The following is a 26,724-nucleotide window of genomic DNA, read 5'->3' as shown; positions in this document are numbered from 1 at the left end:
AAAACGGTTACCTTATATAAGGCCGCGCCCGACACCCGGCTTGCATATTCTGTTGCGTGACACGCATAAAATTCACCAAGGCAAACGCACGTTTTACCTTTTACAAATTGACAACTCGGACCATTTGCGGGTAAAAATTGCCGCTGTTTGCGAGCGCAACATGACGAATTAAAGACCAAAGGAGAAATGTTGTATGGCGGATAAGATTGCCAAACTACTCGTGGATGGCAAAGAAGCCATTGAATTGCCTATCCTTTCTGGTACAGCCGGTCACGACGTAGTTGACGTCCGCACCCTGGGCAAGCACGGCCTGTTCACTTTCGACCCCGGCTTCCTGGCTACTGCCTCCTGCGAATCAGCCATCACCTTCATCGATGGCGCCAAGGGCGTGTTGCTGCATCGCGGCTTCCCCATCGACCAGCTGGCCGACCACGCCGATTACCTGGAAGTGTGCTACATCCTGCTCTACGGTGAAGCACCGAACAAGGCGCAGTACGACGAGTTCCGCGAAACCGTCAAGACCCACACCATGCTCAACGAGCAGCTGCGCAGCTTCTTCAAGGGTTTCCGCCCCGATGCGCACCCCATGGCCGTGATGTGTGGCGTGGTAGGTGCCCTGTCCGCCTTCTATCACGATTCCCTGGACGTCAGTAACCCCCGTCATCGTGAGATCGCGGCCTTCCGCCTGCTGTCCAAGATGCCGACCATCGCCGCCATGTGCTACAAGCACAGCATCGGCCAGCCGTTCGTCTACCCCAGGAACGAGCTGTCCTATGCCGAGAACTTCCTGCACATGATGTTCGCCACCCCGTGCGAGGACTATAAGGTCAACCCCGTTCTGGCCAAGGCCATGGACAAGATCTTCATCCTCCACGCCGACCACGAGCAGAACGCCTCTACCTCTACCGTGCGTCTGGCCGGCTCTTCCGGTGCCAACCCCTTCGCCTGTATCGCCGCCGGTATCGCCTCCCTGTGGGGTCCGGCCCATGGTGGTGCCAACGAAGCCTGCCTGCGCATGCTCGAAGAGATCGGTTCCGTTGACCGCATCCCCGAGTTCATCGACCGCGCCAAGGACAAGAACGATCCCTTCCGCCTGATGGGCTTCGGTCACCGGGTCTACAAGAACTTCGACCCCCGTGCCAAGGTCATGCGCGAAACCTGCCACGCGGTGCTGAAGGAACTGAACATCCAGGATCCGCTGCTGGACGTGGCCATGGAGCTGGAGCGCATCGCCCTGTCCGATCAGTATTTTGTCGAGAAGAAGCTCTACCCCAACGTGGACTTCTACTCCGGCATCATCCTCAAGGCCATCGGCATTCCGACCTCCATGTTCACCGTGATCTTCGCCATGTCCCGTACCATCGGCTGGATCGCCCACTGGAACGAAATGCACTCCGACCCCACCGCCAAGATCGGTCGTCCTCGCCAGCTGTACGTTGGCCAGAGCGCCCGCGACTTCGCCTCCAACAAGGGCAAGTAAGGGTTCGGAACCCGGAACAAAGGGCGGTCGATGACCGCCCTTTTTTAGGTTCATCGCGGATCTCCGGGGAAGGCGGCTTTTATCTTCAGGAAGAAGTACTCCAGATCCCGATAGCCATAAGCCATCCGCTTCATCAGTTTGATTTTGTTGTTCATCCCCTCCAGCCGGCAGGTATGGAGGGGATAGCTGGCGGAAGCGACTATCCCTGGCAAGTAGGGTTTTAGCTTACGGGCGAACTGCAACAGCGGCGCGATGCCACTTTCCTCCACCTGCTGCCACCAGAGCCGCCATTGGCGATGGGCCGTTTGCTCATCGCGGCAGTACCACAGCGCCTTCAACTGCTCCTTGAGCACGTAGACCACCATCAGATCACGGTTGGCGGCCAGCAAGGCTTCGAGGCGGCCACGTTCCTTGTCATTGAGATTGCCCTCGTTTTTGAGCAACACCCAGCGGCTACGCTTGATATGACGGCGGGCCTGCTGCTCGGTGCCCTGGGCCTTGGCACAGTCGAGCCGCACCCGGTCAATCACCTCCCGGCCATACTTGGCCACCACATGGAACAGGTCGTAGACCACCCTGGCGTTGGGGCAATGCGCCTGCACCTCCAGATCGAAGGCGGTGTTCATGTCCATCGCCACGGCCTCGATCTGCTGACAGCGTTCGCCTAGCCGCTCGAAGAAGGGCCGGATGCTGCGGCGACTGCGTCCCTCGCCTATCCACAACACCTGGTGGGTATCCGCATCGGCGATGACGGTGGCGTAGCGGTGGCCCTTGAACAGGGCGAACTCATCCATGACCAGTCGTCGCAACCGGGACCAGTCGGGCTCGGTGACCTGCCGCTGCAGGCGGCGCTTGTCGATGGCCTTCACGGTGTGCCAGTGCAGCCCCAGCAGTTCACCGACCTGCTTGACCGGCAGTAACGCCAGTAGGCGTTCGGCGTAGCGTTCCAGACGGCAGCTCAAACGGGCGAAGGGACGCAGCCAGGAGATGTGTTCGGTCCCTCGGCCGCACTGATGGCAGTTAAGCCGTCGCACCGGCACCTTGAGGGTCACGGTATGGTCCATCAGTGCGCGATCGGCGACCGTTCTCCAGGTGATGTCGTGGACGGCTTGGGCCAGCTTGCCGCAACGGCAGCAGGGCGGGCGATTGGGGCTGAGGTGAATGGTGAGATGTTGGTCGTGTTGCTCTATGTGGTCGGGGCTAAAGCCTTCCCACAGCTCGAACGGAAGGGTAAGCTGCGACATCGAAAACGGCTGGTTGGTTAGTGTCTTTGTTTGGCGACATCACAATAACCTATCCAGCCGTTTTCACATCTATTCCCCGCTAATGTGCGAAGAACCCTTTTTTATTGCTTTCAAATAGCTGCCGCCATGCTGGTGCATTCTCGCCAGCATTTGGCCAAATTCGCCAACACGCCCCCAGGCAACATTTATTAACACTCTGTTTTACAAGAGTTTTTCCTTGTTGGCACGGCTTTCGCTAATCTTAGGGCGTTCATATTCAAGGAAGCCCTAAGATGAAACCGCAACTCCCCACCCTGTCCGCGATCACCCTGGCCCTGCTGCTCAGCGCCTGCAGCTCAGGTGAGGCCAAGGACGTTGCCCAAGAAGAAAAGCCCAAGGAAGAAGTGCTGATCCCGGTCAGCGTCGCCGAGGTCAAGGTGGCTGCCATCTCCGCCCGCTACCAGGGCCATGCCACCCTGGAAGCGGAAAGCGATGCCACAGTGGTAGCCCGGGTTTCCGGCCTGGTGGAAGCCATCCAGGTGGAAGAAGGAGACGAAGTCAGTGCCGGCCAGGTGCTGGCACTGATCGAGCCACGCCGGTACCAGCTGGAGCGCGACAAGCTGGCCGCCGAGACCCGCTCCGTCGCCCAGGAGCTGGAACGCCTGAAGAAGATGCAGGCCAAGAAGCTGGTCAGCGCCGAGACCGTCGACAAGCTGAGTCTCCGCCTGGAATCCGCCAAGGCGTCCCTGGCCCTGGCCGAGCTGGATCTGCAGTATGCCGCCGTCAAGGCCCCCATCAGCGGTGTGGTATCGCGGCGCCACGTCAAGGCGGGCCACCTGGCCCGGGCCGACGAGGCCCTGTTCGACATCGTCCAGCATGACGTGCTGCGCGCCGAGGTGGCGGTACCCGAACACTACCTGGCGCCCATCCGCCAGGCCAAGCTGGCCCAGCTGCGCTTCGCCGCCCTGCCCGGCGACGTCTTCGAGGCCAGGGTCAGCCGGGTCAGCCCGGTGGTGGATGCCGCCACCGGCACCACCCGCGTCACCCTGCACCTGAACAACCCCCAGGGCCTGCTGCTGCCCGGCATGTTCGCCGAGGTGGACATCCAGTACGACACCCACGAGCAGGCCCGGCTGGTGCCGCGCCAGGCGGTGATCAACCAGGGCGAGACCGCGCGCCTGTTCGTCATCGGCCAGGAAAACGTGGCCGAGCTGCGCGAGGTGACCCTGGGCTACGGCGACAACGACTGGGTCGAGGTGCTCAAGGGCCTGGATGAGGGCGAGCAGGTGGTCACCCTGGGCCAGCATCACCTCAAGGATCAGGCCAAGGTCGAGGTGATCAAAGGATGAAATCCCTGGTATCCCTGTCCGTAAGGCGGCCGGTGACGGTCGCCATGTTCACCCTGGCGGTGCTGCTGTTCGGCCTGGTTTCCCTGGGCAAGCTGGCCATCACCCTGCTGCCGGATCTCAGCTACCCGACCCTGACCATACGCACCGACTACGAAGGCGCCGCCCCCCTGGAAATGGAGACCCTGATCACCAAGCCGGTGGAGGAAGCCATAGGGGTGGTCAAGGGCCTCAAGAAGCTCAGCTCCCATTCCCGCCCCGGCCGCTCCGACGTGGTGCTGGAGTTCGAATGGGGCACCGACATGGACTGGGCCAGCCTGGAAGTCCGTGAGAAGCTGGATCTGGTCATACTGCCGTTGGATGTGAAGCCGCCGCTGATCCTGCGCTACAACCCCAGCCTGGATCCGGTGCTGCGCCTGGGCCTGTCCCAGGGCGAACAGATGAACCCGGATCAGCTCAAGGCCCTGCGCAGCTTCGCCGATGAAGATCTCAAGCGCCGCCTGGAAGGCCTGGACGGCGTCGCCTCGGTACGCAGCGGCGGCGGCCTGGAGCAGGAGATCCAGATCCTGGTGGACGACGTCCAGGCCGCCCGCCTGGGCCTCAGCCTGGCCGACATCGCCGAGCGCCTGTCCCAGGAGAACGTCAACCTGGCCGGTGGCCGCATCCAGGACAGCGGCCGCGAGCTGCTGGTGCGCACCCTCAACCAGTATCCCACCCTGGAGGCCATAGGCCAGACCCTGATCAGCCCGGACGTACGCCTCAAGGACGTGGCCCGGATCCAGGACCACTACAAGGAAAGGGACGCCATCAGCCGGGTCCAGGGCCGCGAGATGATCGAGCTGGCCCTGTACAAGGAAGGCGACGCCAACACCGTCGCCATGGCCCAGGCGGTCAAGAACGCCCTGCCCCGCCTGGAAAAGCTGCTGCCGCACGGTGCCGAGATCACCGTGCTCTACGATCAGTCCGACTTCATCCGCCAGGCCATCACCCAGGTCAAGGGCGCCGCCTGGCTCGGCGGCCTGCTGGCCATGCTGGTGCTGTACCTGTTCCTGCGTGACATCCGCGCCACCGTGATCATCTCCCTGGCCATCCCGGTGTCCGTGATCGCCACCTTCAGCCTGATGCTGGCCAACCAGGTCACCCTCAACATCATGTCCCTGGGCGGCCTGGCCCTGGCCGTGGGCATGCTGGTGGACAACGCCATAGTGGTGCTGGAGAACATCGCCCGGCACCGCGACCAGGGGGCCGATCCCGTCACCGCCGCCGTGGACGGCGCCAGCGAGGTGGCCGGCGCCATCACCGCCTCCACCCTGACCTCCCTGGCGGTATTCGTGCCACTGGTGTTCGTACAGGGCATTGCCGGCCAGCTGTTTCGCGATCAGGCCCTGACCGTCACCTTCGCCCTGCTGGCCTCGCTGCTGGTGGCCCTGACCCTGATCCCCATGCTGGCCGCCAAGCGCAAGGGCCAGCAGGACGGAAGCGGCCAACCCGGCCGGCTGGCCCTGCCGCTGATCTGGCTGCTCACCGCCCTGTTCTGGCTGTGGCGCCAGCTGGGCCGGTTGCTGGGCCTGCTGATGAAGCCCCTGGCCTGGTTGATCCAGGGCGGCTACGCGCTGCTCAGCCGTGGCTACGACAGGCTGCTGCCCGCCGCCATGGCCAGGCCCAAGCGTACCCTCGGCGCCCTGATGCTGAGCCTGGCCGCCTGTTTCGCCCTGCTGCCGGTGCTGCCGGTGACCCTGCTGCCCAACATGGCCCAAGGCGAGTTCTACCTGGACGTCACCCTGCCGCCCGGCGCCTCCATCGAGGAGACCGACGCCCTGTTGAAAAAGCTGGCCGACGCCGCCGAACAATATCCGGCCATCGACAAGACCTACAGCCAGGCCGGCTCAGGCCTCTTGGTGTCCGCCAATCCGTCCGACAACAGGCCCAACAAGGGGCGCCTCAACGTGGTGCTGACCGACGCCCGCCTGGAAGCCCAGGCCATCACCCACCTGCGCGGCATTGCCGGCCGCCTGCCCGGCGTGGAGAGCGAGTTCTCCCGGCCCCAGCTGCTCAACTTCGACCGGGCCCTGGTGGTGGAGCTGGCCGGTTATAACCTGGCCCGCCTCAACCAGGGCGCCGGCCAGGTGGCGGCGGCCATGCTGGCCGATCCCCGCTTCGTGGATGTCAGCCAGAGCCTGCAACAGGGCCAGCCGGAGCTGTCGGTGACCTTCGACCACGGCCGCCTGGCCAGCCTCGGCATGACAGCGCCCCAGGTGGGCCACCGCATTGCCGACAAGGTCCGCGGCCGCCTGGCCAGCCGCTACCAGCTGGACGATCGCAAGGTCGACATGCTGGTACGCCTGGACGACAGCCATAGAGATGATGTGGACGATCTGGCCCGGTTGCTGATCTCCCCGGCCAGCCAGGTTTCCCTCCCCCTGGACGCCGTGGCCAACATTCGCGAGACCCTGGGCCCGGCCGAGATCACCCGGGTCGACCAGCAGCGGGTGGCGCTGATCGCCGCCGATCTCGCCTATGGCGACCTGGATCAGGCCGAAGCCGCGGTCCGCGCCCTGCTGGCCACCCTGGAGCTGCCGGCGGACATCAGCGTTTCCCTGGCCGGCCAGAGCGGCGAACGCCAGGCCGCCTTCGGCTCGCTGCAGCTGGCCCTGCTGGTGGCCGTGTTCCTGGTCTACCTGGTGATGGCCTCCCAGTTCGAGTCCTTCCTGCACCCGCTGCTGATCCTGTTCGCCGTGCCCCTGGCCGGCGCCGGCGCCGTGCTGGGCCTGTGGCTGACCAATACGCCGCTGTCGGTGGTGGTGTTCATCGGCCTGATCATGCTGGCCGGCATCGTGGTCAACAACGCCATCGTGCTGGTGGACAGGATCAACCAGCTGCGCGCCCAGGGCGTCGACCGGCTGACCGCCATCCACGATGCCGCCCGCAGCCGCCTGCGCCCCATCATCATGACCACCCTCACCACGGTACTGGGGCTGCTGCCCATGGCCCTGGGCCTGGGCGAAGGCGCCGAGGTGCGTGCGCCCATGGCCATTGCCGTGATGAGCGGCCTGGTGCTGGCCACGGCCCTGACCCTGCTGGTGATCCCGCTGCTGTACCAGCTGTTCGACCGCAAGGAGGTGGCCCATGACTGAGCAAGCCAATCTGGCCTCACGGATGGCCGCCGTCGCCCTGAGGCGGCCGGTGACCATACTGATGCTGTCGCTGTCGCTGCTGGTGATGGGCCTGGTCTCAAGCCGGGTGCTGCCCCTGGAGATGTGGCCCGGCATTGAGATCCCGCAGATCGACATCAATGTGCCCTATGCCAACGCCACCCCGGCCGAGGTGGAGGACGCCATCACCAGGCCCATAGAAGAGGCCCTGGCCACCCTGTCCGGCATCAAGGAGATGCGCTCCCGCTCCGCCTCGGATGGCGCCCATATCACCCTGCAGTTCGACTGGAGCAGCAACATCAACGCCAAGAGCATCGAGGCCAGGGAGAAGCTGGACAGCATCCGCCACCTGTTGCCGGACGACGTGGAGCGGGTGTTCGTGTACCAGTTCTCCACCGCCGACATGCCGGTACTGACCCTGCGCCTGTCCAGCCAGGGCGATCTCTCCCACGCCTACGACGTGCTGGAACGGGAGCTGAAAAGGCCCCTGGAGCGCATCGCCGGCGTATCACGGGTCACCCTGTACGGGGTCGAGAAGCCGGAGGTCCAGGTGGCCCTGGATCCGGCCCGGCTCAGGGCCATGGGGCTGGCGCCCCGCCAGGTGGTGGAGATGCTCACCAAGGCCAATTTCCAGGTGGCCGGCGGCTACATCCAGAACGAGCAGCGCCGCTACCTGATCCAGCCCCAGGGCAACTGGGCCGACATGGCCGCCATCGAGAACACCTACCTCAGCCCCAGCATCCAGCTTAAGGACGTGGCCACCGTCATCCTGGCCAAGCCTGAGCTGCGCGAAGGCCGCCATTTCGACCGCACCTACGCCGTGGGCCTGGACGTGTTCAAGGAATCCAGCGCCAACCTGGTGGCGGTGGCCGAGGCCGTCATGGCCGTGGTCCATGAGGCCGAGAGCAACCCGGCCCTGGACGGCATTCGCCTGTTCGTCATGGAGGATCAGGCCCAGTCGGTCAAGGATTCCCTGTCCGGCCTGACCCAGGCCGGCCTGGTGGGGGCGGCCCTGTCGGCCCTGGTGCTGCTGCTGTTCCTGCGCAACCTCAGCATGACCGCCGTGGTGGTGCTGTCGGTGCCCTTCTCGCTGTGCCTGACCCTGGCCGCCATGTACTTCCTGGACATCAGCCTCAACATACTGTCGCTGATGGGCCTGATGCTGGCCGTGGGCATGCTGGTGGATAACGCCGTGGTGGTGGTGGAAAGCATCGCCACCGAACGCAGCCGCGGTCTATCCGGCAGCCAGGCGGTGGTGAAGGGCGTGGGCCGGGTGGCCCTGGCCATGGCCGCCGGCACCCTCACCACCGCCATCGTCTTCCTGCCCAACTTCTTCGGCGCCAAGATAGACGTCACCGTCTTCCTCAAGCACGTGTCTGTGGCCATCTGCCTGTCCCTGGCCGCCTCCCTGCTGCTGGCCATCACCCTGATCCCGCTGCTGGCCAGGCGCCTGGCGCCGGCCCAGGCCAAGATCAGGGACCATGTCCACTACAAGGGGCTGCTGGCCTGGGTGCTGGACAGGCCCAAGCGGATGCTGGCCTTTTTCGTGGTCCTGGCCGCCTCCACCGCCCTGCCGCTGAGCCAGCTGCCGTCCGACGACCAGTTCGACGGCGACGGCGACCGCCTGTTCATCAACATGGAAGCGCCCGGCGAATTCCCGGTGGCCATGATGGAGGCCGAGGTGGACCGCATGGAGGAGTTCCTCTATGCCAACAAGGACGAGCTGGGGATCCGCGCCGTGTACTCCTATTACGAGCCCCGCTACGCCACCAGCACCCTGCTGCTGGATCCCGACACCCCCCTGAGCCGCGACGAGCTGCGCAAGCGGCTCAGAGAAGGCTGGCCCAAGATGGCGCTGGTCAAGACCCAGTTGGGCTGGAAAAACGGCGGCGACTCCGAGGTGCAGATCACCCTGCAGGGCCCCAGCACCAACAGGCTGCTGGGCCTGGCCGAGGATCTGGTGCCCCAGCTGGCCCGGATCCAGGGCCTGGTGGAGGTGCGCGCCGACGCCGACCAACTGGCCAGGGAGATCCGCATCAAGCCGGATCCGGTCAGGACCAACCGCCTTGGCCTCAGTGCCCGGGACATCGCCGAACAGGTCAGCCTGGCCCTCAGGGGCAGCCCGGCCCGGACCCTGCGCGACGACAACGGCGAAACCCGGGTCCAGCTCTATGTGGAAAAGGACGCCCGCTACGACAAGGCCATGCTGGCCAGGTTGCCGGTGGCCCAGGTGGACGGTCGCCTCATTCGCCTGGAGCAGGTCGCCGAGCTGGTTGAAGCGCCCCAGGTGGGCTCCATCATGCGCTTCGACCGCCAGACCACCCTCTATATCGCCGCCAACCTGGAGGAGCTGACCCTGTCCCAGGCCAGGGAAGCCATAGAGCAGATGATGAGCAACATCAGCCTGCCGGCCGGCTATACCTGGAGCCTGGACGGGCGCTTTCGCCGCCAGAACGAAGGCCAGCAGGCCATGATGGTGAACATGGTGCTGGCCCTGGCCCTCATCTACCTGGTGATGGCGGCCCTGTTCGAGTCGGTGCTGATGCCGGTGGCCATACTCACCGCCATCCTGTTCTCCATGACGGGTGCCTTCTGGGCCTTCTGGTTCACGGGGACCCCCATGGGCATCATGGGCATGATCGGCCTGCTGATCCTGATGGGCATAGTGGTCAACAACGGCATCGTGCTGGTGGACCGCATCAACCAGCTCAGGGGCAGCGACGAGCTGAAAAGGGTGATCGTCACCGCCGCCGCCGAACGGCTGCGGCCCATCCTGATGACGGTGGCCACCACCGTGCTGGGCCTGGTGCCGCTGGCCCTGGGCGACACCAGGGTCGGTGGCGGTGGTCCCAACTATGCCCCCATGGCCATCGCCATCATCGGCGGCCTGATCCTGTCCACCCTGGTCAGCCTGGTGCTGGTACCCCTTTGCTACCTGATGCTGGATGGGCTTAGGGCCAGGTGGAACCGGGTCAAGACGGCCGCCCTCACCAGGGCGGGCTGGCAGCCTGGCTGAATAAAAAACGGAGCCCTTGGGCTCCGTTTTTCTTGCTATCGTGCTCCAGCAAGGAGGGCGTTGACCCGTTCCAGATCGGCCGGGGTGTCAATGCCCGCCGGCGGCTCCACGGCGGCGTCGGCCACCAGAATACGCTCGCCGTGCCAGAGGATGCGCAGCTGCTCCAGGGCCTCCAGGTGCTCCAGCGGGCTTTCTGCCAGTGTCACATAGCGGCGCAGGAAACCGGCCCGGTAACCGTAGATGCCGAGATGGCGCCTCAGCAGCGCCCCCTTGAGCTCTGGAGCGGCGCCGGCCAGCAGCCGGTCGCGCTGGGCGGGAATGCTGGCCCGGCTGAAATAGAGCGCCTGGCCGGCCTTGTCGCAGACCACCTTGACGGCATTGGGGTTGACCGCCTCCTCGGCATCCTCGATGGGGGTGGCCAGGGTGGCCACGGGCACCTTTGGCGCCGCGGCCAGCAGCTCGGCCACCTGGCGGATGTTCTCGGGCGGGATCAGCGGCTCGTCGCCCTGGACATTGACGATGATCTCGTCGTCGGCCAGGGCCAGCTTGTCCACCACCTCCGCCAGGCGCTCGGTGCCGGACTGGTGCTCCGGCGAGGTCATCATTACCTGGGCCCCGAAGCCCCGGACCTCGTCGGCGATGCGCTCGTCGTCGGTGGCCACCCAGATGTCGGCGGCCCCGCTCTGGCGGGCCTTGAGCACCACCTGCTCGATCATGGTCCTGCCGCCCACCTTCAGCAGCGGCTTGCCCGGCAGGCGGGTGGAGGCATAGCGGGCGGGAATGATGACCCTGAAGCTCACTTGAGCACCTCGTCCAGCTCCAGCCTGCGTGCCTCCCCTTCCAGCAACACCGGAATATCGTTGCGGATGGGATAGGCCAGCTTGTCGAAGTGGCAGTGCAGCTCCAGCTTTTCTTCGTCCAGGGTCAGCTTCCCCTTGCACAGGGGACAGGCCAGGATGTCCAGCATACGTTTGTCAAAGGCCATGGCATCGCTTCCTTATGCGGCGTTCGATGAAATCAAAAAAGGCGTCCGGGATCTGGGCGTCCACGGGCACATAATACCAATCTTCCCGGGCGAAGGGACGGCACTTGACGGCGTCCTTCTCGGTCATCAGCAGCGGCCCCTCTATACCGGCGAAATCCTCGGCGGAAAAGCCGTGGTGGTCGGCGAAGCTGAACGCCTTCTGCACCGCCAGGCCCTGGCGGGCCAGGGTCCGGAAGAAACGCGGCGGGTGGCCGATGGCGGCGGCGGCCGTGACCGGGCCGGCCAGGCTGGACCAGGGCCGGGGCGCCTCGTCGACCAGGCGCCTGGGTTCGGACACCGCCAGGGTCATGGCCCACTCCCCTGCCCTGGCCTCGCCGCCGTTGACCAGCACCGCATCCACCGTGGCCAGGCGCCAGGCCCCTTCGCGCAGCGGCCCGGCCGGCAGCAGGCGGCCGTTGCCCAGGCGGCGCTCGCCGTCCATGACGACAAGCTCCAGATCCCGTTCCAATGCGTAGTGCTGCAGGCCATCGTCGCTGATGACAAGGTCGATGTCATGATTGGCCAGCAGCGTCTCTATGGCTTTGCGGCGATCCGGGCCCACCGCCATGGGCAGGCCGGTGCGGCGTCCGATCATGGCCGGCTCGTCCCCCACCTGCCCGGGGTCGGCGTCCCGGGTGACGAGGCGGGGAAAGTCGCCGGGCTCGGCGCCGTAGCCCCGGGCAATGAGGCCCGGCTTGAAGCCGCGCGCCTGCAGCGCCTGGGCTATGGCCATCACCGCCGGGGTCTTGCCGTTGCCGCCCACGGTGATGTTGCCCACCACCAGCACCGGCACCGGCGCCCGGTAGCGTCTGAGCCAGCCGGCACGATAGCCCAGGCGGCGCAGGGCCGAGATGGCCCAGAACAGGCCGGCCAGGGGCAGCAGCAGCCAGCTCAGCCAGCCCCCCTGCTGCCAGGCGCGCTGCAACCTGTCTACCATCAGAGCGACTCGCCGAACTGCAGCTGGTAGAGGGCGGCATAGGCGCCGCCCTTTTCCAGCAGCTCGCCATGGGTGCCGGCCTCGATGATCTCGCCCTGCTCCATGACCAGGATGCGGTCGGCCTTCTCGATGGTGGACAGGCGGTGGGCGATGACCAGGGCGGTTCGGTCCTGCTGCAGGGCCTCCAGGCCGGCCTGGATGTGGCGCTCGGATTCGGTATCCAGGGCCGAGGTGGCCTCGTCCAGGATCAGTATGGGGGCGTCGCGCAGCAGGGCCCGGGCGATGGCGATGCGCTGGCGCTGGCCGCCGGACAGCATGACGCCGTTCTCGCCGATCACCGTGTCCAGGCCCTCGGGCATGGACTCGATGAACTCCATGGCATGGGCCCGGGTGGCGGCCTCGACGATCTCCTCACGGCTGGGCTCCCGAGCCAGGCCATAGGCGATATTGTTGGCGATGCTGTCGTTGAACAGGTGCACCTGCTGGGACACCACGGCGAACTGGCGACGCAGCGCCGCCAGCGGATAGTCGCGGATATCGACGCCGTCCAGGGTGATGGCGCCGCTGTCGATATCGTAGAAACGGGTCAGCAGCGAGCTGATGGTGGTCTTGCCGGAGCCGGAGCGGCCCACCAGCGCCACCGTCTTGCCCTGGGGCAGCGCGAAGGACAGCTGCTTCAGGGCCGGGCTGTCCTTGCCCGGGTAGGTGAAGGTGACGTCTTTGAAGGCCAGCTCGCCGTTGGCCCTGTCCAGGGGACGCTGGCCCTGATCCTGCTCCGCGTCCTTGTCCAGCACCCCGAAGATGCTGGCCGCGGCGGCGATACCGCGCTGGAACTCGGCGTTGACGTTGGTGAGCTGCTTGATGGGCCTCATCATCGCCAGCATGGCCGCCACCAGGGCGATGAAATCCCCCACCGACAAGGCGTTCTTGGAGGCAAGCATGCCGGCGATGAACAGCACCACCGCCAGGCCGATGCCGGCCAGCAGCTGGATCACGGCGCTGGAGCTGGCCTGGGTGGCGGTGACCTTCATGTTCTGCTGGCGGTTATGGTTGTTGATCCGGTCAAAACGGGCGCATTCCTCGCCCTGGGCGCCGAACAGCTTGACCACCTTCTGGCCGTTGACCATCTGCTCGGTGCGGGCGGTGACCATGCCCATGGCGGACTGGATCTGCAGGCCCAGGCGGCGAAAGCGCTTGGAGACCTTCTGCACCGCAAAGGCGATGGGCGGGATCACCATGAAGAACACCAGGGTCAGCTGCCAGGAGTAGGCGAACATGGTGGCCAGCAGGAAGATCACCAGGGCCCCTTCCTTGATCAGGGTCAGCATGGCCTTGGTCACGGAGTTGGCCACCAGCTCCACGTCGAAGGTGATGCGGGAGATCAGGCTGCCGGTGCTGGACTGGTCGAAATCCTTCACCGGCAGGCGCACCATGTGCTCGAACAGATCCTGGCGGATGGCCCGCACCACGTGCCGCCCCACCCAGGCCAGGCCATAGGTGGCCATGAAGGCGGTCACGCCCCGGGCGATGAACAGGCCGATCACCACCAGGGGCGCGATCATGAACAGCGAATCGCCATCGAAATCGAGCAGGCTGCCATCCAGGCTCACGGCGCCCTGGGCCTGGGCCTTGGCGGTGGCGTCGAAGGAGCCGTCGATGAAGGGCCCCATCAGCTTGATGAACAGGGCCTCGAAGCCGGCGTTGCCGATCATGCCGACGATGGCCAGGATCAAACCGATACGAAAGGGAATGGCGTAACGGAACAGGCGCTTGTAGTGGGCCCACATCTCGCCGCGGGACAAATTCTCTGCCATGAAATGTCAGTCATCTGAAAATTGAGGGCTTATTCTAGCCCCGCCGCCCTGCCGAGGCCACCTGTAGCGGGCAAGGGGATGCCACCAGGGCAGTTCAGGGGCCAGGCCCCGGCAGCGCAGCTCGGGTGCCAGGCGGCAGTGGATGGCGCCATCGCGGGCCGTATCCAGCACCTGGATGCCCCTGGCCAGGTAGCGGCTCACCACCGCCTGGCGGGGGAAACCGAAGGGGTTGTGACGGCCGGCGCTGATCAGCGCCACCCTGGGCCGAGCCTGCTCGATAAAGGCGCCGCTGGAGGAGCTCAGGGAGCCGTGGTGGGGAACCAGCAGCAGATCAACCTGCGGCCAGCGGCGGGCGGCCTCCACTTGCGCTTCCATGTCACCGGGCAGCAGCAGCCGTACCCCCTTTTCCAGCAACAGTACGCAGGACTGGTTGTTGTCCGAGCCCTTGAAGCCGGCCGGCGGCCAGAGGCTGGTCAGCCGCCAGTCCTGCCACCTATGTTGCTGGCCGGCGCTGCAGGGGGACGCCCCCGGCGTGGGCTGGCCGGCCAGAAACAGCGACAGCGGCTCTGTGTCCAGGGCGGCCAGGCCGCCGGCATGATCCCGGTCGCCGTGGCTGATCACCAGGGCCTCCAGGCGCTGCTGCCAGCCAAGGCCGCGCAGGCCTTCAAGGGACCAGGGACCAGGACCGGCGTCGTACAGCAGCACCCTGTCATCCTGGCGAAGGGCCAGGGCCGTGCCCTGGCCCACGTCCAGCAGCCAGAGTTCGCTGCCCTGGCGCAACAGGCCAAGACCCAGCAACAACGCCGCCGCCAGCAGCTTGAACCTGGACAGCCTCGGCAGGGGCGCCAGCCAGAGTGCCAGGGCCGGCAGCAGCAACAGCCAGGGGCTGTCGCCAAGCCAGGCCAGCCTGGCCAGGCACCACAGCAGCAGCGACAGCAGGGCGTCGGCCAGCTGCCACAGGGGCGGCACCAGGAGCCCGAGCAAGGTCAGCGGCAGGACCAGCAGCGACACCAGCGGCACCGCCAGCAGGTTGGCCGGCAGCGCCAAGGGCGGATAGGCCCCGAACAGCCACCATTGCAGCGGCAGCAACAACAGGCTCAGCGCCAGCTGGATCCACAGCAGGCTGCGCCAACCCCGGCCCGGGAAGCGCCACAACGCCAGCAGGATCACCGCCACCGCCGAGAAGCTCAGCCAGAAGCGGCTGTCCAGCAGCTGCAGCGGATCCCAGCTGGCCAGCAGGGCCGCCAGGTAGCAGAGCAGGACCAGCGGCCGCCCGGTGCGCCGGCGCCAGGCCAACAGCAGCACCAGCCCCAGACCCAGCCAGGCCCGCTGGGCCGGTGGCATGAACCCGGCCTGCCAGGCGTAAAGGCCGGCCAGCAGCAGGCCAAGCGACAACGCCAGCCCCTGGCCGTTGCCACGGCGCCAGCACAGCCACCACAGCCCCTGCCCCAGCAAGGCGCCGAAGCCGGCCACCAGGGACACATGCAGCCCGGAGATGGCCAGCAGGTGGGCGGTGCCGGTTTCCCGCAGCAGTTGCTTCTGGTCGTCGGTCATGGCGCCGCGCTCGCCGCTCAGCAGCGCCAGCAGCAGGCCGCCCTGGTCATAGTGCGCCAGCCGCGCGGCCAGCCAGTTGTGCCAGCGCCACCTCGCCCCGGGTCGGCCGTCGGCGGCCAGCACCTTTTTCACATAGCCGTAGGCCTGCAGGCGCTCCCGGGCCGCCTGCCTGGCCAGGGGCTGGCTGCCGGGATTGGCCAGGGCCGTGACCGGCTTGAGCCGCACCAGGGCGGCCAATTGCTGGCCCGGTGCCGGCCGGGTTTCCTTGGCATACCAACCCAGCCGGGCCCGCATCGGCCGTGCCATCGGCCGCCCCTGAACCTCGAAGATATCCAGCAGAAACAGGCCGTTGGCATTTTCTGCCACCACCTCGGCTTTTATGCTAAGGTCTTGCCCGGACCAATCCTGTTGTAGAAGCGCAGTGCTGCTGAGGTTGAGGAGGGCCAGGCCACAGCCGTAGCTGAGGCCGGCCAGAAACAGGGCCGCCCCGGGATGTCGCACTATCATCATAATGACGGCGCACAGTGCCCAGAGTACCACCACGGCCGGCGACGGCAGTGACGTCCAGGCCAGTGGCAGAGCCAGTGCCGCCAGCCAGATCAGCGGTGGCCAGATCCTCATCCTTGAGTCCGCGTCTTGGAGTTAAGTCAGAGTCGATGCCTAAGAAAACAATAAAGCGCTTTATGCCGGATCACGCCAAGATCCGCGACCATCGCCATCTGCAGATCTTCGGCGATCTGGTCCATGAGCCCAACCTCTGGTGCCTGAACAGGCGCAGCGCCGCCGGCGCCTTCGCGGTGGGCCTGTTCTTCGCCTTTATCCCGGTGCCCTTCCAGATGCTGCTGTCGGCCGGCTTCGCCATCTGGTTCCGGGTCAACCTGCCGTTGTCCATCGCCCTGGTCTGGCTCACCAACCCCATCACCATGCCGCCCATCTTCTACGGCGCCTACCGGGTCGGCAGCTGGCTGCTGGGCGAAAACAACCACCCATTCCAGTTCGAAGCCAGCTGGGACTGGCTGGTGGCCAGCCTGTCCACGGTCGGCCCCACCTTCCTGCTGGGCTGCCTGGTCTGCGCCGCGCTGGCGGCGCTGCTGGGCTATTTCGGCATTTCCTGGCTGTGGCGCTATTCGGTGGCGCGCAGCTGGCGCCGACGCCGGCACAGGCCCGGCCTGTAACGAAAAAGGCGACCCCAAGGTCGCCTTTTTTGATGCTCAGGCCCCCGACAACACCTGGGCCGGTGCCAGCCGGGAGGCCTTCCAGGCCGGGTAGAGGGTGGCCAGCATGGCGATGACCATGGCCATCAGGGCGGTGATCCACACGTCCAGGGCGCGGATCTGGGTGGGCAGCTTGTCGGTGAAGTAGATGTCGCCGGACAGCAGCGGGCTGCCGGTCAGCTGCTCCATGCCCTCGGCGATCACCGGCAGCCAGGCCGACAGGCTGAGGCCGAACAGCACCCCCAGGGCCATGCCGGAGCCGCCCAGCAGCAGCCCCCGCCACAGGTAGATGCCGAGCACGCTTTCCCTGGCCAGGCCCATGGATCTCAGCATGGCGATCTGCGGCGCCTCTTCCCGTACCGTCACCATCAGCAGCGAGATGATGTTGAAGCTGGCCACCAGCATGATCAGCCCCACCACCAGCCAGATGATCACCCGCACCATCTGGATGTCCTGGTAGAGGTGGCCCTGGGTGCGGGTCCAGTTGTCCATGTAGAGGCCTTCGTGGGCCTGGTAGCCGATGCGGTTGGCCACGGCCTGGGCCTGGAAGACGTCGCTCACCCTGAGCCTGAGCCCCTGGGGCTTGCCCTGCCCGGCCCAGGCATTGGCGGTCGCCAGCGGCATATAGGCCAGGCTGTGATCGAGCTGGCCGCCGACGCCGACGATGCCGGTCACCAGCATGCGGTGCCGCCTCGGTGCCGACAGGTTGTGGGAGCCGGGCGGCGCCACCAGCAGCGTCAGAGGATCACCCACCTGCACGGCCAGCTCGGCGGCCAGGGCCTTGCCCAGGATCAGGCTGTTGTCGCTGGCGTTGAATCGGGTCTGGGCCGCCTGGCCCAGCAGCTGCGCCAAGCCGGAAACCTTCAGCTCCTTGTCCAGCTCGATGCCGCGCAGATCCAGGGCCTTGAGCTTGTCGCCCTTGGAGGCCAGGGCGTTGATCTGCCGAAAGGGCGCCACCGCCAGCACCTGTTCGTCGGCAGCGGCCAGGGTGGTCAGGGTTTTGGGCCGCTCCAGGGCCTCCTTGACGGCGATCAGCTCCACCTGGGGCACCAGCGACAAGAAGCGCTCGGTGAGCACCTTCTCGAAGCCGTTCATCACCGACAGCACCAGCACCAGCACCAGGCAGCCCAGGGCCACGCCGCCGATGGCCGCCTTGGCCAGGAAGCGCTGCAGCCGGCTCTGCTGGCCCTGGCGGAACTGGCGCCAGGCCAGCTGCAGGCTCAGCATGCCTCCTCCAGGTGGCCACGGGTGAGCCTGGCCACCCTACCCAGCTTGGCGGCCAGGCTGGCGTCATGGGTCACCACCACGAAGGCGGTGCCCAGCTCGGCATTGAGCTCGCGGATGAGGTTGTAGACCTGCTCGGCGCTGGCCTCGTCCAGGTTGCCGGTGGGCTCGTCGGCCAGCACCAGCCGCGGCGAGTTGACCAGGGCCCGGGCGATGGCCACCCGCTGGCGCTCGCCGCCGGACAGCGCCGAGGGCCTGTGGCTCAGGCGGTGGGACAGCCCCACCCGCTCCAGCAGCCGCTCGGCCCTTTCCCTGGCCCTGGCCGGGCTTTCGCCCTGGATCAGCGCCGGCATGGCGGCGTTTTCCAGGGCGGTGAATTCCGGCAACAGGTGGTGGAACTGGTAGACGAAACCCAGGCTCTGGTTGCGAAAGGCGTTACGCTGGGACTCGTTCCAGGCCAGCATGTCCTGGCCTTCGAAATAGAGTTCACCGCTGCTGGGGCTGTCCAGGGTGCCCATCAGGTGCAGCAGGGTGGACTTGCCGGAGCCGGACGAGCCCACTATGGCCAGGGTTTCACCGGGCTGGATCTCCAGGTCGACACCGCTCAGCACCGGCGTGTCGATGTTGTTCTCGTGGTAGGTCTTGTGAAGTTGCCTGCACTGCAGCACCCGCTTCTCCTTGGTTTTTCTAGTCGTTCTCGGTCAGCACCACGGCCGGGTCGATCTGGCTGGCCCGCCGTGCCGGGGCCAGGGTCGCTGCCACGCAGATCAGCAGCACGAAGGCGCCGATCACCGCCATCTGCACCGGCTCAAGCCGGGTCGGCAGCCCCTGGGGGCCGTAGCCCATGGCCACGCCGCCCAGGCCCAGCAGCTCCAGCACCCCGTTGAGGTGCTGGGTCAGCAGCACGCCGAACACCGAGCCCAGGGCCACCCCCAGCAGGCCGGTACCCAGGCCCTGGGCCACGAAGATCCGCTGCAGGGTGCCGCTACCCATGCCCAGCGAGCGCAGCACGGCGATGTCGCGGCGCTTGTCGCTGACCAGCATGGCCAGCGCCGCCAGGATGTTGAAGGCCGCCACGGCGATGATCAGCACCAGCAGCACCGTCATGGTGCGCTTTTCCTGGGTCACGGCGGCAAAGAAGTCACCGTAGCGGGCCCGCCAGTCCCACAGCGACTCGCCCTCTTCCAGGGCCAGCCGGGTCGGCGCAAAGGGATCGGCCTGGGACAGCCTCAGCCTGGACACGCCCTCGGCGCTCTTGCCATGGAGGCGGCGCAGGTCCTGGTAATGGGTGAGGATGAGCTGGTCGTTGAGCTCGGAGCCGAAGTCCACCACCGCCACCAGGGTGAAGCGGCGCTGGGCGGGGATCCGCCCCAGGGGTGTGTAGAGGCTGCGCGCCGGCAGGTACAGGCGCACCTCGTCGCCGGTCAGCAGGCCCAGCCGGCGGGCCAGGCCCACCCCCATCACCAGCTCGAACCGGCCGGCCCTGGGTTTGCTGTGGGCATCCAGGGGCGCATCGGGCCACCAGCCCTGCAGCCAGGCGCCCTGCAGGCCCTGCTGGGACTGCAGCATCACCTCGCCGTCCAGATAGGGCTGCACCGCCGTCACCTGGGGAGCCTTGCGCAGCTGCTCGGCCCGCGCCTGCCAGTCGAAATCCTGGTCCCGGGACAGGATCTGGTGGGGCACCTGGCCCAGCAGCCGGGTCTTGAGCTGGGCCTCGAAGCCGTTCATCACCGACAGCACCACCACCAGCACCATGACCCCCAATACCACGCCGAACAGGGCAAAGAGATTGACGAAATTGGCGAAGCCCTGGCGCTGTCCCCGCAGCAGGTAGCGGGTGGCGATGTAGAGAGAGGCTGGACGGAACATGAATTGGGTTTTGTTTTACCTGTCAAGCAAGTTACGGGATAATACGGGACTATGTATGCAATGAACAGCGCAGCTTGGAGGCCGGGTGTCCGACCGTCTGTTTGATGACTATTTCAGCGTCCGACTGGCCACCAAACTGGTGCCCCAGTGGCTGGACCCGGAGGCGACCATTCCGGCCCCGGCCGAGCTGGACGCCGAACTGCCGCCCCTCTACCACCTCTTTGCCGACCTGCGCGAGACCGAGAGCGAGCTCTGGTCCCAGCTCAGGGAGGAGCAGCAGAGTCCCCTGGCCCGGCTGCTGGCATTGCAATCCCAGAAGCTGGACCGGCTGCTGGATCAGCTGCTGGTGAGCGACATCGACCTGGCCCAGGCCATCGATACCGTCCATTTTTCGGCCGGTGGCTTTTCCATCGCCAGGGCCCAGGCGGACAGCCCCCTGGTCAAGGTGGTGCTGACCCTGCCCGGCGCCGATGGCGCCCCGGCCGGCCAGATCTACGCCTATGCCCGCCAGGGCGGCAGCGACGCCGAGCTGGCCTATTACGAATACGTCTCCATCCTCGAAGAGGACAGGGAGAAGCTGGTGCGCACCGCCCTCAAGGTGCAGAGTGAACAACTGCGGGCCCGCCGGGCCCGCGACGAGGAGAACTGACCGCGTGCAACAACGCCTCATTGCGGAATGGGAGCCCCAGGACGCCGTCCTGCTGACCTGGCCCCACGCCAACACCGATTGGGATTATATGCTCGATCGGGTCCTGCCCCTCTACCAATCCCTGGTGCTGGTCATCGCCGAGCACGCCAAGGTGGTGATCGCGGTGCCGGAGGAGATCATCGTCGACGTCGCCGAATCCCTGATGGAGTTCGAGCTGCCGGACGACGCCGTGCACCTGTACCCCTGCCCCAGCAACGACACCTGGGCCCGGGACCACGGCCCGCTCACGGTGCAGACCGAGTCCGGCCTGAAGATGCTGGACTTCACCTTCACCGGCTGGGGCGGCAAGTTCAACGCCGAGCTGGACGACAGGATCACCGCCACCCTGCACGGCCAGGGCGCCTTCCCGGGCGCGGCCCTGGAGAAGGTGGAGCTGATCCTCGAGGGTGGCGGCATCGAGGTGGACGGCCAGGGTACCCTGCTGACCACCGAAGCGTGTCTGCTCAACCCCAACCGCAACACCGGCATGGGCCGCGAGGACATCGAGGCGGTGCTGAAGGCGCAGCTGGGGGTACGCAAGGTCAACTGGCTGAAGCACGGCTACCTGGCCGGCGACGACACCGACAGCCATATCGACACCCTGGCCCGGCTGTGCCCGGACAACACCATCGCCTACCAGCAGTGCGACGATCCGGACGACGAGCACTACCAGGCGCTCAGCGCCATGGAGGCCGAGCTCAAGGCCATGACCGACGCCGACGGCAAGCCCTACCGCCTGGTGCCCCTGCCCTGGCCGTCGCCCAAGTACGACGACGAGGCCAACCGCCTGCCGGCCACCTATGCCAACTTCCTGATCATCAACGGCGCCGTGCTGGTGCCCACCTATGACGACGACCGCGACGAAGAGGCCCTGGTCCAGGTGGCCCACGCCTTCCCCGGTTACCAGGTCATGGGTATCCCCTGTTTTGAACTGATCGAACAACACGGCAGCCTGCACTGCATCACCATGCAGCTGCCCAAAGGAGTCCTGAGCGCATCATGAGCATCCTCAACGTAGGCCTGGTGCAGCAGCGCTGCAGCAATGATCTCGACGCCAACTTCGCCACCAGCCTCCAGGGCATCCGCGACGCCGCCGAAGACGGCGCCCAGCTGGTGGTGCTCCAGGAGCTGCACCGCTCCCTGTACTTCTGCCAGCACGAGTCCGTGGACGAGTTCGACCTGGCCGAACCCATCCCCGGCCCCAGCACCGACGCCCTCGGCGAGCTTGCCAGGGAGCTCGGCATCGTCATAGTGGCGTCCCTGTTCGAGAAGCGCGCCGCCGGCCTCTACCACAACACCGCCGTGGTCATCGAGAAGGACGGCAGCATCGCCGGCAAGTATCGCAAGATGCACATCCCGGACGATCCCGGCTTCTACGAAAAGTTCTATTTCACCCCGGGCGACCTGGGTTTTGCCCCCATTCAGACCTCGGTCGGTAAGCTGGGCGTGCTGGTGTGCTGGGACCAGTGGTTCCCCGAGGCCGCCCGCCTGATGGCCATGGCCGGCGCCGAGCTGCTGATCTACCCCACCGCCATCGGCTGGGATCCGCGGGACGACGAGGACGAGCAGGCCCGCCAGCGCGACGCCTGGGTCACCGTCCAGCGTGCCCACGCCGTCGCCAACGGCGTGCCCGTGGTGAGCGTCAACCGGGTCGGCCACGAGGCCTGCCCCAACGGCGGCGCCGGCACCGAGTTCTGGGGCACCAGCTTCGTGGCCGGTCCCCAGGGCGAGTTCCTGTTCGAGGCCGACACCGAGTCCGAGCTGACCGCCGTGGTACCGGTGGATCTGGCGCGCTCCGAGCATGTGCGCCGGATCTGGCCCTACCTGCGTGACCGCCGCATCGACCATTACGGCGACCTCCTCAAGATCTACCGGGACTGATGACTGAACTGAACCAACTGCCGCTCCCCCAGGGGGGCGGCGATCGCCAGCACTGGATCAACCTGGCCGGCGACGCCCTGTTGCTGGCCATCCGGGAAGCCTGCCGCCGCCACGACGGCCTGACCCTGCTGATCACCAGCGACGCCCCCACCGCCAACCGCCTGATGGAGGCCATGGCCGGCCTGGCCCCGGAGCTGGGCGCCCAGCTGTTCCCGGACTGGGAGACCCTGCCCTACGACAGCTTCTCCCCCCACCAGGACATCCTCTCCGAACGCCTGGCCACCCTCTACGGCCTGGCCGAGCGCAGCAGCGGCCTGTTGATCGCCCCGGTCACCACATTGCTGGGCCGGCTGGCGCCGGTGGACTACATCGGCGGCGCCACCCTGATGCTGAAAAAGGGCCAGAAGAAGTCCCTGGACGGCCTCAAGGCCCAGCTGGCCAAGGCCGGCTACCGGGCCGTGGATCAGGTCATGGAGCACGGCGAGTTCGCGGTGCGCGGCGGCCTCATCGATCTCTACCCCATGGGCAGCGACAGCCCCTTTCGGGTCGATTTCTTCGACGACGAGGTGGACTCCATCCGCCGCTTCGACCCCGACAGCCAGCGCAGCACAGGCGAAATAGACGAGGTGCGGCTGCTGCCGGCCCACGAATTCCCCCTCACCGAGCTGGGCATCGAGGGCTTTCGCAAGCGCTTTCGGCAGCGCTTCGAGGCCAGCACGGCGCCGGAATCCCTCTACCAGCAGGTATCCAAGGGACTGGTGCCGGCCGGCATCGAGTACTACCTGCCGCTGTTCTTCGATGACACCGCCACCCTGTTCGACTACCTGCCGAAGCAGGCCCAGTTCCTGGCCATCGGCGATCTCAGCGAGGCCATGGACGCCTTCTGGGCCGATCTCGAGGCCCGCTTCGAGGACAGGCGCCACGACGTGCAGCGGCCGATCCTGGCCCCCCAGGAGCTGTACCTGCCCATAGACGACTGCTACCGGCACCTGGGCGACTGGCCGCGGCTGGTGCTGCACCAGGACCAGGTGACCCGCGGCAAGGGCGGCGTCCATGACGCCGGCGCCCAGCCCCTGCCTGCGCTGACCATAGACGCCAAGGCCGCCGAGCCCCTGGCCGGGCTCAAGACCTGGCTGGACGAACAGCCCGGCCCGGTGCTGTTCGTGGCCGAGACCGAGGGCCGCCGCGAGGCGTTGCTGACGTTGCTGGGCCGTGGCGGCCTGCACCCGAAACCCGTGGCCAGCCTGGACGACTGGCTCGACCGGCCCCTGGCCGAACACGGCATCTGGGTGGCGCCCCTGGAGCAGGGTTGCCGCTGTGAACTCAGGGGGCAGCGGCTGGTGCTGCTGCCGGAAGCCCTGCTCACCGGCCCCAGGGTCACCCAGCGCAAGCGCCGCGAAAAGGGCGAAGGGGTCAATGTCGACGCCGTTGTCCGCTCCCTGGCCGAGCTCAGCATCGGCCAGCCGGTCACCCACCGCGAGCACGGCGTCGGCCGCTACCAGGGCCTGGTGACCCTGAGTGCCGGCGGCATCGACACCGAATACCTGATGCTGGAATACGCCAAGGGCGACAAGCTCTATGTGCCGGTGTCCTCCCTGCAGCTCATTTCCCGCTACAGCGGCGCCGAAGAGGCGCCGCTGCACCGGCTCGGCAGCGAAAGCTGGTCCAAGGCCAGGCGCAAGGCCGCCGAGAAGATCCGCGACGTGGCCGCCGAACTGCTGGACATCTACGCCAAGCGCGCCGCCCGCCAGGGCCACGGCTTCAAGCTGGACTGGGACGGCTACCGGGCCTTTGCCGACGCCTTCCCCTTCGAGGAAACCGCCGACCAGCACGGTGCCATCCAGGCGGTGCTCAGCGACATGACCAGCCCCAAGGCCATGGACCGCCTGGTCTGTGGCGACGTGGGCTTCGGCAAGACCGAGGTGGCCATGCGCGCCGCCTTTGTGGCGGTGGCCGGCAACAGGCAGGTGGCGGTGCTGGTGCCCACCACCCTTCTGGCCCAGCAGCATTTCGAAAACTTCCGCGACCGCTTCGCCGGCGAGGCGGTGCGGGTGGAGGTGCTGTCGCGTTTCCAGAGCGCCGCCGAGCAGAAACGCATCCTGGCCGACTGCAAGGAAGGCAAGGTGGACATCCTCATCGGCACCCACAAGCTGCTGCAGAAGGACGTGGATTTCGCCGACCTGGGCCTGCTCATCGTCGACGAGGAGCACCGCTTCGGGGTGCGCCAGAAGGACAAGGTGAAGAAACTCAGGGCCGAGGTGGACATCCTCACCCTCACCGCCACCCCCATCCCCCGGACCCTGAACATGTCCCTGTCGGGGATGCGGGATCTGTCCATCATCGCCACGGCCCCGGCCCGGCGCCTGGCCATCAAGACCTTCGTGCGCCAGTACGACAAGGCCCTGGTGCGCGAGGCCATACTCCGCGAGATACGCCGCGGCGGCCAGGTCTACTTCCTGCACAACGAGGTGGACAGCATCCAGGACACAGCCGGGATGCTGGCCGAGCTGGTGCCCGAGGCGCGCATCAGCGTCGCCCACGGCCAGATGCGCGAGCGGGAGCTGGAAAAGGTGATGTCGGACTTCTACCACCAGCGCCACAACGTGCTGGTGTGCACCACCATCATCGAAACCGGTATCGATGTGCCCACGGCCAACACCATCATCATGGACAGGGCCGACATGCTGGGCCTGGCCCAGCTGCACCAGCTCAGGGGCCGGGTCGGCCGCAGCCATCACCAGGCCTACGCCTACCTGCTCACCCCCCACCCCAAGCGGATGACCAAGGACGCCGCCAAGCGCCTGGAGGCCATCAGCTCCCTGGAGGCCCTGGGCTCCGGCTTCGTGCTGGCCACCCATGACCTGGAGATCCGCGGCGCCGGCGAACTGCTTGGCGAAGAGCAGTCCGGCCAGATCGCCGCCATCGGTTTCGATCTCTACATGGAGATGCTGGACGAGGCGGTGGAGGCCATCAAGGCCGGCAAGGAGCCCAGCCTGGACGGGGTGCTGGCCAGCCAGTGCGAGGTGGATCTGCGCCTGCCGGCGCTGCTGCCGGAGGACTACATCCCGGACGTCAACACCCGCCTCAGCCTCTACAAGCGCATCGCCTCGGCGAGGGACGGCAAGGAGCTGGACGAACTCAGGGTGGAGCTCATCGACCGCTTCGGCCTGATGCCGGATGCCGCCAAGCAGCTGATGGCGGTCACCGAACTGCGGCTGCTGGCCAACCGGCTGGGCCTGACCAAGGTGGAAGGCGCGGCCAGCGGCGTGACCCTGGAATTCGCCCAGGACACCAGGGTCGACCCCGCCTACCTTATCGGCTTGCTGCAGAAGAAGCCGTCACTGTATCGCATGGATGGCCCGCAGCGCCTGCGGGTCCACAAACAGCTGGACGACACCAAGGAAAGACTGGCCGTGGTCCAGCAATTGCTCGAGGAGATGTCAAAGCATGCCCAAGCTGCCTAACGGATTGTTGTTACTGGCCCTGCTGGCCCTGCCCAGCCAGGCCGAGCGCCTGTTCGACGTGGAGCTGGTGATCTTCACCCGCGCCGACCACAGCCAGGAAGCCTGGCCAAAGAAGGCCAAGTCCGAGGGCAACCGGGATCTGCTGCTCACCCAGGCCCTGGCCGAGATCTGCCCGGCGCCCTGCCCGGTGCTGCCCGCACGCCTGGATGCCGACGTGCTGGCCGCGGCGCCGGCCGTAGCGGGCCAGGATGGCGAACGGCTGGCAGCCGCCCTGCCCAGGCTGCTCGGCGCCGACCAGCTGGCACTGGCTGCCGAGGCCAAGAAGGTAGCAAGCCTGCCCGGCGGCCGCGTGCTGCTGCACACCGGCTGGCGCATGGCCCCCAGGGCCCCCCGCTACTCCACGCCGTTCGCGGTGGAAGCCGGCCGGGATCTGGGTCCCTATCTGCTGCTGGAACCCCAGCCGGAGCAACTGGCGGCCGAGGAGGCGGCCCTGGCCGGCGCCGACGAGACCGTGGTCGCCCCGGCCGTGGCAACGGCCCTGGAAGAGTCCCAGCCGGTCGAGATCCTCGGCGAGGAGCAGTGGCAGGAGATCACCCCTGTCGCGCCGCCGGTGCAGCGCGAGTTGACCGGCCATATCAAGGTGTCCCTGGATCATTACCTGCTGGTGGACATGGAGCTGGACCGCTTTGAAGTCCAGGGCGAAGGGCTGCCGCTGCAGGTCAAGCGCCTGGACCAGAAACGCCGCCTGCGCTCCGGCGAGCTGCATTACTTCGATCATCCGGCCCTGGGCGTGCTGATGCAGATCCGTCCCGTCGCCGACGCCCAGTAACTGACGCCC

At 66.7% G+C, this 26,724-nt stretch carries 19 protein-coding genes; 10 read left to right on the top strand and 9 right to left on the bottom strand.

All coding sequences use genetic code 11. The annotated features are described in order from the left end of the window. Positions 1 to 193: 193 nt before the first annotated feature. Positions 194 to 1,480 carry a citrate synthase gene (locus WDB71_RS07290; RefSeq protein ID WP_341503985.1) on the top strand — a complete coding sequence of 429 codons (1,287 nt, stop codon included), beginning with the start codon at positions 194 to 196 and terminating at the stop codon, positions 1,478 to 1,480. A gap of 50 nt (positions 1,481 to 1,530) precedes the next feature. On the opposite strand, the gene WDB71_RS07285 is transcribed toward WDB71_RS07290, so the two are convergent. Continuing rightward, positions 1,531 to 2,724 (bottom strand): ISL3 family transposase, encoded by a 1,194-nt coding sequence (locus WDB71_RS07285; protein ID WP_341503984.1) that lies wholly within the window; start codon positions 2,722 to 2,724, stop codon positions 1,531 to 1,533. A gap of 272 nt (positions 2,725 to 2,996) precedes the next feature. On the opposite strand from WDB71_RS07285, the gene WDB71_RS07280 reads away from it, so the two are divergent. From WDB71_RS07280 to WDB71_RS07270, 3 genes are read left to right on the top strand one after another with little or no spacing between them, the layout of a single operon-like run. Continuing rightward, positions 2,997 to 4,052 (top strand): efflux RND transporter periplasmic adaptor subunit, encoded by a 1,056-nt coding sequence (locus WDB71_RS07280; RefSeq protein WP_341503983.1) that lies wholly within the window; start codon positions 2,997 to 2,999, stop codon positions 4,050 to 4,052. Then, positions 4,049 to 7,183, top strand: a complete 3,135-nt coding sequence (locus tag WDB71_RS07275; protein ID WP_341503982.1) for an efflux RND transporter permease subunit — start codon at positions 4,049 to 4,051, stop codon at positions 7,181 to 7,183. Before WDB71_RS07280 ends, WDB71_RS07275 begins: the two co-directional genes overlap by 4 nt. Next, entirely contained in the window at positions 7,176 to 10,217 is a 3,042-nt protein-coding gene (locus WDB71_RS07270; RefSeq protein ID WP_341503980.1) for an efflux RND transporter permease subunit, read from the top strand. The genes WDB71_RS07275 and WDB71_RS07270 overlap by 8 nt, the downstream gene beginning before the upstream one ends. A 35-nt stretch (positions 10,218 to 10,252) precedes the next feature. Here the strand turns inward: WDB71_RS07270 and kdsB are convergent, their stop codons facing one another. Genes kdsB through WDB71_RS07245 form a run of 5 tightly spaced genes read right to left on the bottom strand, consistent with a single transcriptional unit; the run spans position 10,253 to position 16,167 of the window. Further along, positions 10,253 to 11,017, bottom strand: coding sequence for a 3-deoxy-manno-octulosonate cytidylyltransferase (gene kdsB / locus WDB71_RS07265; protein WP_341503978.1), 765 nt, complete (start codon positions 11,015 to 11,017; stop codon positions 10,253 to 10,255). Further along, the gene (locus tag WDB71_RS07260) at positions 11,014 to 11,202 is read right to left on the bottom strand and encodes a Trm112 family protein (RefSeq protein ID WP_341503977.1); all 189 of its coding nucleotides are present in this window, start codon (positions 11,200 to 11,202) and stop codon (positions 11,014 to 11,016) included. Before WDB71_RS07260 ends, kdsB begins: the two co-directional genes overlap by 4 nt. Then, positions 11,192 to 12,178 (bottom strand): tetraacyldisaccharide 4'-kinase, encoded by a 987-nt coding sequence (lpxK, locus tag WDB71_RS07255; RefSeq protein WP_341503976.1) that lies wholly within the window; start codon positions 12,176 to 12,178, stop codon positions 11,192 to 11,194. Before lpxK ends, WDB71_RS07260 begins: the two co-directional genes overlap by 11 nt. Next, positions 12,178 to 13,992: a lipid A export permease/ATP-binding protein MsbA gene (gene msbA / locus WDB71_RS07250; protein WP_341503975.1), complete on the bottom strand. Its 1,815-nt coding sequence runs from the start codon at positions 13,990 to 13,992 to the stop codon at positions 12,178 to 12,180. The genes lpxK and msbA overlap by 1 nt, the downstream gene beginning before the upstream one ends. Before the next feature lie 6 nt (positions 13,993 to 13,998). After that, positions 13,999 to 16,167 carry a DNA internalization-related competence protein ComEC/Rec2 gene (locus WDB71_RS07245; RefSeq protein WP_341503974.1) on the bottom strand — a complete coding sequence of 723 codons (2,169 nt, stop codon included), beginning with the start codon at positions 16,165 to 16,167 and terminating at the stop codon, positions 13,999 to 14,001. Between the two features lie 62 nt (positions 16,168 to 16,229). Between WDB71_RS07245 and WDB71_RS07240 the strand changes: the two genes are divergently transcribed. Next, entirely contained in the window at positions 16,230 to 16,721 is a 492-nt protein-coding gene (locus WDB71_RS07240) for a DUF2062 domain-containing protein (protein ID WP_341503973.1), read from the top strand. Positions 16,722 to 16,757: 36 nt separating this feature from the next. On the opposite strand, the gene WDB71_RS07235 is transcribed toward WDB71_RS07240, so the two are convergent. The 3 genes from WDB71_RS07235 to WDB71_RS07225 are packed head-to-tail and all read right to left on the bottom strand — an operon-like array spanning position 16,758 to position 19,853. Beyond that, on the bottom strand, positions 16,758 to 17,987 hold the full coding sequence (locus WDB71_RS07235) for an FtsX-like permease family protein (protein ID WP_341503971.1): 1,230 nt from the start codon (positions 17,985 to 17,987) through the stop codon (positions 16,758 to 16,760). Further along, positions 17,981 to 18,652 (bottom strand): lipoprotein-releasing ABC transporter ATP-binding protein LolD, encoded by a 672-nt coding sequence (gene lolD / locus WDB71_RS07230; protein ID WP_341503970.1) that lies wholly within the window; start codon positions 18,650 to 18,652, stop codon positions 17,981 to 17,983. The genes WDB71_RS07235 and lolD overlap by 7 nt, the downstream gene beginning before the upstream one ends. Positions 18,653 to 18,671: 19 nt before the next feature. Next, the gene (locus WDB71_RS07225) at positions 18,672 to 19,853 is read right to left on the bottom strand and encodes an FtsX-like permease family protein (protein WP_341503969.1); all 1,182 of its coding nucleotides are present in this window, start codon (positions 19,851 to 19,853) and stop codon (positions 18,672 to 18,674) included. 85 nt (positions 19,854 to 19,938) lie between these two features. On the opposite strand from WDB71_RS07225, the gene WDB71_RS07220 reads away from it, so the two are divergent. The 5 genes from WDB71_RS07220 to WDB71_RS07200 are packed head-to-tail and all read left to right on the top strand — an operon-like array spanning position 19,939 to position 26,715. Further along, positions 19,939 to 20,502, top strand: a complete 564-nt coding sequence (locus tag WDB71_RS07220; protein WP_341503968.1) for a hypothetical protein — start codon at positions 19,939 to 19,941, stop codon at positions 20,500 to 20,502. Between the two features lie 4 nt (positions 20,503 to 20,506). Beyond that, entirely contained in the window at positions 20,507 to 21,544 is a 1,038-nt protein-coding gene (locus WDB71_RS07215; protein WP_341503966.1) for an agmatine deiminase family protein, read from the top strand. Further along, on the top strand, positions 21,541 to 22,422 hold the full coding sequence (locus WDB71_RS07210; protein ID WP_341503965.1) for a carbon-nitrogen hydrolase: 882 nt from the start codon (positions 21,541 to 21,543) through the stop codon (positions 22,420 to 22,422). Before WDB71_RS07215 ends, WDB71_RS07210 begins: the two co-directional genes overlap by 4 nt. Next, a complete protein-coding gene (mfd, locus tag WDB71_RS07205; RefSeq protein WP_341503964.1) occupies positions 22,422 to 25,886 on the top strand; it encodes a transcription-repair coupling factor in 3,465 nt (1,154 codons plus the stop codon). The genes WDB71_RS07210 and mfd overlap by 1 nt, the downstream gene beginning before the upstream one ends. Beyond that, positions 25,870 to 26,715 (top strand): CsiV family protein, encoded by an 846-nt coding sequence (locus WDB71_RS07200; RefSeq protein WP_341503963.1) that lies wholly within the window; start codon positions 25,870 to 25,872, stop codon positions 26,713 to 26,715. The genes mfd and WDB71_RS07200 overlap by 17 nt, the downstream gene beginning before the upstream one ends. The last annotated feature ends 9 nt before the right edge of the window (positions 26,716 to 26,724 follow it).

Origin of the sequence: Gallaecimonas sp. GXIMD4217 (genome assembly GCF_038087665.1) — a bacterium.
GTDB lineage: Bacteria > Pseudomonadota > Gammaproteobacteria > Enterobacterales > Gallaecimonadaceae > Gallaecimonas.
This window is presented reverse-complemented; position numbering and strand designations above follow the sequence as displayed.

Excerpts from the sequence above, each read along its gene's own strand:
- WDB71_RS07290 (WP_341503985.1), top strand. The coding sequence starts at position 194 with ATGGCGGATAAGATTGCCAAACTACTCGTGGATGGCAAAGAAGCCATT.
- WDB71_RS07285 (WP_341503984.1), bottom strand. The coding sequence starts at position 2,724 with ATGTCGCAGCTTACCCTTCCGTTCGAGCTGTGGGAAGGCTTTAGCCCC.
- WDB71_RS07280 (WP_341503983.1), top strand. The coding sequence starts at position 2,997 with ATGAAACCGCAACTCCCCACCCTGTCCGCGATCACCCTGGCCCTGCTG.
- WDB71_RS07275 (WP_341503982.1), top strand. The coding sequence starts at position 4,049 with ATGAAATCCCTGGTATCCCTGTCCGTAAGGCGGCCGGTGACGGTCGCC.
- WDB71_RS07270 (WP_341503980.1), top strand. The coding sequence starts at position 7,176 with ATGACTGAGCAAGCCAATCTGGCCTCACGGATGGCCGCCGTCGCCCTG.
- WDB71_RS07260 (WP_341503977.1), bottom strand. The coding sequence starts at position 11,202 with ATGGCCTTTGACAAACGTATGCTGGACATCCTGGCCTGTCCCCTGTGC.
- lpxK (WP_341503976.1), bottom strand. The coding sequence starts at position 12,178 with ATGGTAGACAGGTTGCAGCGCGCCTGGCAGCAGGGGGGCTGGCTGAGC.
- msbA (WP_341503975.1), bottom strand. The coding sequence starts at position 13,992 with ATGGCAGAGAATTTGTCCCGCGGCGAGATGTGGGCCCACTACAAGCGC.
- WDB71_RS07245 (WP_341503974.1), bottom strand. The coding sequence starts at position 16,167 with ATGAGGATCTGGCCACCGCTGATCTGGCTGGCGGCACTGGCTCTGCCA.
- WDB71_RS07240 (WP_341503973.1), top strand. The coding sequence starts at position 16,230 with ATGCCGGATCACGCCAAGATCCGCGACCATCGCCATCTGCAGATCTTC.
- WDB71_RS07235 (WP_341503971.1), bottom strand. The coding sequence starts at position 17,987 with ATGCTGAGCCTGCAGCTGGCCTGGCGCCAGTTCCGCCAGGGCCAGCAG.
- WDB71_RS07225 (WP_341503969.1), bottom strand. The coding sequence starts at position 19,853 with ATGTTCCGTCCAGCCTCTCTCTACATCGCCACCCGCTACCTGCTGCGG.
- WDB71_RS07210 (WP_341503965.1), top strand. The coding sequence starts at position 21,541 with ATGAGCATCCTCAACGTAGGCCTGGTGCAGCAGCGCTGCAGCAATGAT.
- mfd (WP_341503964.1), top strand. The coding sequence starts at position 22,422 with ATGACTGAACTGAACCAACTGCCGCTCCCCCAGGGGGGCGGCGATCGC.
- WDB71_RS07200 (WP_341503963.1), top strand. The coding sequence starts at position 25,870 with ATGCCCAAGCTGCCTAACGGATTGTTGTTACTGGCCCTGCTGGCCCTG.